The sequence below is a fragment of the Flavivirga algicola genome (assembly GCF_012910715.1).
In the GTDB taxonomy this organism is placed as follows: domain Bacteria; phylum Bacteroidota; class Bacteroidia; order Flavobacteriales; family Flavobacteriaceae; genus Flavivirga; species Flavivirga algicola.
In genome coordinates this window covers 1-5,009 of the sequence record NZ_JABBHF010000021.1, presented here as the reverse complement: position 1 = coordinate 5,009, position 5,009 = coordinate 1, and the positions used below count along the sequence as shown (strand labels likewise).

6 protein-coding genes are annotated in these 5,009 nt (G+C 32.2%); 1 reads left to right on the top strand and 5 read right to left on the bottom strand.

The window, feature by feature from the left end:
- Positions 1-17: 17 nt before the first annotated feature.
- From HHX25_RS21000 to HHX25_RS20980, 5 genes are all read right to left on the bottom strand, one after another.
- A complete protein-coding gene (locus HHX25_RS21000; RefSeq protein WP_169672491.1) occupies positions 18-1,199 on the bottom strand; it encodes an integrase core domain-containing protein in 1,182 nt (393 codons plus the stop codon).
- Between the two features lie 210 nt (positions 1,200-1,409).
- Complete coding sequence (locus tag HHX25_RS20995; protein ID WP_169677382.1) at positions 1,410-2,198, bottom strand: hypothetical protein; 789 nt, start codon at positions 2,196-2,198, stop codon at positions 1,410-1,412.
- 139 nt (positions 2,199-2,337) lie between these two features.
- Positions 2,338-3,393 (bottom strand): ATP-grasp domain-containing protein, encoded by a 1,056-nt coding sequence (locus tag HHX25_RS20990; protein ID WP_169677381.1) that lies wholly within the window; start codon positions 3,391-3,393, stop codon positions 2,338-2,340.
- Between the two features lie 161 nt (positions 3,394-3,554).
- Positions 3,555-4,091: a YcxB family protein gene (locus tag HHX25_RS20985; protein WP_169677380.1), complete on the bottom strand. Its 537-nt coding sequence runs from the start codon at positions 4,089-4,091 to the stop codon at positions 3,555-3,557.
- Positions 4,092-4,239: 148 nt separating this feature from the next.
- Positions 4,240-4,452 (bottom strand): helix-turn-helix transcriptional regulator, encoded by a 213-nt coding sequence (locus HHX25_RS20980; protein WP_169677067.1) that lies wholly within the window; start codon positions 4,450-4,452, stop codon positions 4,240-4,242.
- Positions 4,453-4,629: 177 nt separating this feature from the next.
- On the opposite strand from HHX25_RS20980, the gene HHX25_RS20975 reads away from it, so the two are divergent.
- Positions 4,630-4,974, top strand: coding sequence for a hypothetical protein (locus tag HHX25_RS20975; RefSeq protein ID WP_169677069.1), 345 nt, complete (start codon positions 4,630-4,632; stop codon positions 4,972-4,974).
- The last annotated feature ends 35 nt before the right edge of the window (positions 4,975-5,009 follow it).

Here is a 5,009-nt window from a genome sequence, read left to right as displayed (position 1 = left end):
AGTTAAAGCTTATGTGTTTACACTAAATTAGTTTCTAACCTTGTCGATTGTTGTTTGTTTCTTAATTGTTTTTCATTAAAGTATCCTAAAAGTACGTTTCTATAATAGACTTTCCAAATACCATTTCCTAGCTCTTCAATACCCACATGTTTTCCCTTTAATGCTGCGGATAAATATACCCAGTAATATGACTTCCATCTAATTGATCCACTCTTAGTTACCTTGAGTACTTTGTAGCTACTATCATAATCATAATGAGTTATTTTTTCAGGGAATGGTCTACATGAAAAATCATGTACATCTGATGGTGTCTTCATATCCAAAGCCTCGTGAGGTCGTATATGGTTATATTCCTTTACAAAGTGATTTAAGCGTCTTTGTTGTGCTTTTAGATCATATGCAGAAGGTTTAGCACAAGCGGCCTTTAAATCACGGTGCATTCGTTCATGTCTTCCATTTTGTTCAGGATGAGCTGGATCAGAAAAAACTGGAGTAATTCCTAGTTCTATAAACCAATAAGAAAGTTGTGTATAACGTTGAATAGCTCTTACAGACCCAAAGGGACTACCATTATCAGTATGTATTTGTTTAGGAATACCATACACTCTAAAAACCTTTGTGAATTCTGCCTTTGCAGCTTTTAGAGTTTCTTTGTAGTGTCCTTTAGCAGTGAACAAAAATCGACTTTTAGAGTCTGCTATGGTCAGTGGGTGACAATAGATTTTATTGCCCATTAAAAACTTTCCTTTATAATCAGCACTCCATACTTCATTACAGGATTTTGGATCAAAAATAGGGTATATAGGTTTTACTCTTCGCATGCGTTTTTGAGGAGATACCAATCCATGTTTTCGCAGGATATTATGAACAGTTACCACAGATGGGATTTCTACTTTAGGAAACTCTTTAAACATTAAAACTCTAATTTTTTTAGCGCCCCAGAGCTTATGTTTTTCTTTTAGCTTAAGAATACTTTTTACGATTTTTTCATCCGTTGTATTAGGATGTTTTCCTGGTTTTCTGGATAGCTCTTTTAGACCTTCATAGCCTTGGTTTTCGAATCGATCAATCAATTTGTAAGCGGTGGGTCTGGAGATTCCAAAACTCTTGCATAATTCTGTGATAGTATATTTTCCAGTACGCCATTCACAGATAAATTCAATTTTTTGTTCCATAGTTGTTGTCGTTTTCCAAGGCATGATAATTTGATTTTGATCTCAAATTATACCTCAAAAAGTGTAAACTATGTTTCTTTAACTTTGTAAAGGATGTTTCTTTAACGTACCTAATTAACCACAACGGTTGGTGTATGGTTAGTTGCGCATTTAAGCAACTAATTTAGTAAACAAAAACGAACGCAAGAAAATTCCGAAGGAATTTTCCAAATAAGCACTTGCCAAAGCAATTAATTATACACGTTGTTGTAGTGCGTTTTTTTCTTCAATTATAAATCTATATTTTTCTTGAATTTCTTCATAAGTTAAATTGTTTTCAGACTTTTCTTTTTCAATTATTTCCGCAAAAGTTGATTTTAGGAAAGAAATCATATTCACGTAATCTTGATAATTAGAGTCGGTCGAAAATTCGAAAAGAATCACAAATTTTTTATTTAATTCTGCATACTTTTTTAAATCGGATATTTTGTTTGAATTCGAATCAGTAATTAGAAATTCGTTTGTATTAACCTTTAGATTCAATACCTTCTTTTCCAAAAAGTAAGGCTCTAATTCTGGATAATAATTTGGTGCTCCTTTTCCTCGTAAGTTTTCTACAATATATTCCGAATCATTTTGAATATAAGGTGGCAATGTAATTCTTAAATCGTCTTTTCCTTTTAAGTCAAGTACAAAAGATTGCTTAAATGCTTTGCGAAACTCCTTAGTTAATTCTTGAAAGGTTTTATATGACAAATTTTGGTCGAGAGACAAAACAATTTTTGGGTATTCGTGATAGTGCCTTATTAACTCCAGAGAATGTACTTTACTGTGTAGAGTCGAGTCCAATTCAGTAATTAGTGTATCACTGTCGATTATTCTAAATTCAGTCTGAGAAACTTGGTCGACAAAAACTTGATATTCAGTGGATTTTTTTTCTATCGAATAATTGGTGAAGTCAGATTGAGGCAGATTGATTCGATTTCCTTTTTTAGAGCAAGAAATAGAAAAAATAATTAATATTATGTAGGTATAAAGTTTCATTTTCTCTAATGCACTACAACGGCTACGTGTATGGTTTGTTGCGTGAATTTAGCGATTAACTTTGCAAGTACAAAACGGCGAGGAAATTCCGCAGGAATTTCCGATGTAAGCCTTTACCAGCAATGAACTATACACATTGTTACCTGCTGGCTTTCCATTTTTGATTTAACATATTATTCAATAAATCAAAGTAATTCCATCCGATTTTTCTGGCAGAAAGTAAAGTCAGACTATCTTGGTTATTTCTATGAGTTCTTGATGGTCCAGTCATGTTCGGTTTCATATTTAAGTCAAATAGGAAATATTTACCTTGTTCGTTTGCCCTACAATCTATTCTAATTGGTGCTTTTATTCCAATTAACTCTGCTGATTTGACACAATGTTCATACACTTCTTGAATTTCTGTTGTCTGTAACTCATTATCGCTCAAAACCTCACTATTTTCCATCACAGCTACTATTCCGTTGTAAGGTGCGATTCCGTTATTATGATTAAAGCGTTTAACCGCTGGTAAGCACCAAGGTCTATTAAAATATTTCTCGTTGTTATTAATCATATAATTTCCTTGAGGCATTACTGTAATTGTAATTTCCTGTCCGTTTAAATATTGTTCAACATAAGCTGCGTTTCCGTAACTACTTTTCGAAAATATTTTTGTCAGATTTTCTATAAGTTCGTTGCGATTATCAATTTTGGTAACACCTTGACTTCCTCTTCCTCTAATGGGTTTAAGAACCAACGGGAACTCTAATTTTAATGATAAATCATTGTAGTTCTCAATAGTGATAAGTTCGTTTTTAGGAATGGGAATATTATTAGACTTCAATAAACTATTAGTAAACATTTTATCATCATAAACATCAACCAATTCAGGTATTTGCCCAACTATTTCCAATTCTTTGTCAAGATAATTTTCTATAGTATGGTGTTGATATAGAACTGTATTTAACCAAAAGATTTTTGCTCCTTTTTGTAATGCCGTCTCAATCCCCTTTTTCGTGTCAGGAAAAACCCAATCCTTGTCATTATTTTGATTTGGACTTTCAATAGGCGTAATTACATCAATATTGTTTTCTAATAACTCAAAAGCAATATCAGCTCCGCTATCAGAATAACCTCCAGGTTTCATAGGTTTTTGAATTCCATCTTTTACAGGTGGAAGTTGAGCTTGGTACAATATTGCTATTTTATTCATTGCGTTTTGTTCAGCTTGCAGGTAACGGTCTCGTATAACCGTCAGTTACGGGTTGATATGCGTTAATTTTCGGTTTAGCACAAACTTTAGCAATTCCGAGTGGATTCGGACGTAGTCGAATCCGCCGTAATTGCGGTTATACATTGTTGCCATTAGTACTTTTATTTCCATTTCCAATTCAGTTCGTCAATATATTCAGCTCCTAATTCAGTCACACGTTTTTTGAATTCCGCCTTATTTTCAATCGAGTGTTTTGGCACAATGAGAGATAAGTCAGTTGTTAATTTTATAAAGAAATGGTTTTGAGTCTCAATTAATTCTTTCAATTCAGTTCCGTTTATTCTGCTTTCAGATGTAAAATCTTTGGCATTCACGGAATTTTCATCAAAATCAATTTCCACTGGCTTGTTAATTCGATTTTTATAGTTTTCCTCAACGTGTTTTTTAAAATGTCTTTCGTATCTCCATTTAGAATACAAAGGGTAAAAAGCAAACCATAAAATGGCAGTAATTCCAAAAACTAAAATTCCGATGTAGTTTTCATTTCTTTTAGTCAAATAAAATCCATAGAGCAGAAATAGAATTGGGATTAAAATTCGACTATTTCTGCGTCTCTTTTTGTGTGTTTCAGATTTTGAAGAAGTGTAAAGCTGATACTCTAAAAAATCCGAGTTTGTAAGTTGATAGTTTATAGTCATTTCGTATTAATGGCAACGTTCGATGTATGATTTGTTGCGTGAAAATCCGCCAGGATTTTCAGATTAAGAAACGAAGATAGCAAAAGTGCGAGGATTTTCCGATAGGAAAATCAGAAGCAATGAATTATACATTTTGTTATGGAGCGTTTTACTTTTTTGTTCTGATGAGTAATTCAGAAATATCTACATCAAGAATGATTGCCATTTGTCTGAGAAATTTCAAAGAAGGTTGAGAATCGTTATTACAGATTCTTGAAATAGTATTTGGGGTCTTTGAAACCATATTGGCAAAGTCTTTATGACTAATGTCTTTTTCGGCTAGAATTACTTTTAGTCTGTTAATTTTTATTTTCTTAGTCATGCTAAATACGTGTTTATAACAACAAATTTAGCATTAAATAATACATTTTAAGTGTAAGAGCCTAATTGTCAATTCATTGTACTTTGTTAAAATCAACATATTGAGGATTATTTAATACATAATATGTTGATATTAATTCTTTTTGTGTATATTTGGTTTGTTAAAAATAATTTAATTATGAAAATCAAATATCCAAAAAGCTCGCCATTAGTCAAAATTCCTGAAGAAGCAGAATTTGCCATATTCATAATCAGACAAGAATTAAAAAGTCAAAAATTAACCAATAGTTTTGATGAGATGGGATTCGATGGAAGTATTTGTATTTCTGACTTTAGTGAGCTTATATTTTCAATGATAGGTTTAAATGATAGGTCAGATGAGTTTTATGAGTGGTATGTAGGTCAGTTAAATAGCTTTTGCAAAGAAGTTGATTTGTCCGATGGTACAACTTTGTCAAAACAAGCTTTTGATTTTTATGTCCATTTATTGGTTGAGAAAAGACGAAAAGATGTCAGAAAGTAAGGAGATAATTTTACGGATAGGCTAATGCTCCATAA

Excerpts from the sequence above, each read along its gene's own strand:
- HHX25_RS20975 (WP_169677069.1), top strand. The coding sequence starts at position 4,630 with ATGAAAATCAAATATCCAAAAAGCTCGCCATTAGTCAAAATTCCTGAA.
- HHX25_RS20995 (WP_169677382.1), bottom strand. The coding sequence starts at position 2,198 with ATGAAACTTTATACCTACATAATATTAATTATTTTTTCTATTTCTTGC.
- HHX25_RS20980 (WP_169677067.1), bottom strand. The coding sequence starts at position 4,452 with ATGACTAAGAAAATAAAAATTAACAGACTAAAAGTAATTCTAGCCGAA.
- HHX25_RS21000 (WP_169672491.1), bottom strand. The coding sequence starts at position 1,199 with ATGCCTTGGAAAACGACAACAACTATGGAACAAAAAATTGAATTTATC.
- HHX25_RS20985 (WP_169677380.1), bottom strand. The coding sequence starts at position 4,091 with ATGACTATAAACTATCAACTTACAAACTCGGATTTTTTAGAGTATCAG.
- HHX25_RS20990 (WP_169677381.1), bottom strand. The coding sequence starts at position 3,393 with ATGAATAAAATAGCAATATTGTACCAAGCTCAACTTCCACCTGTAAAA.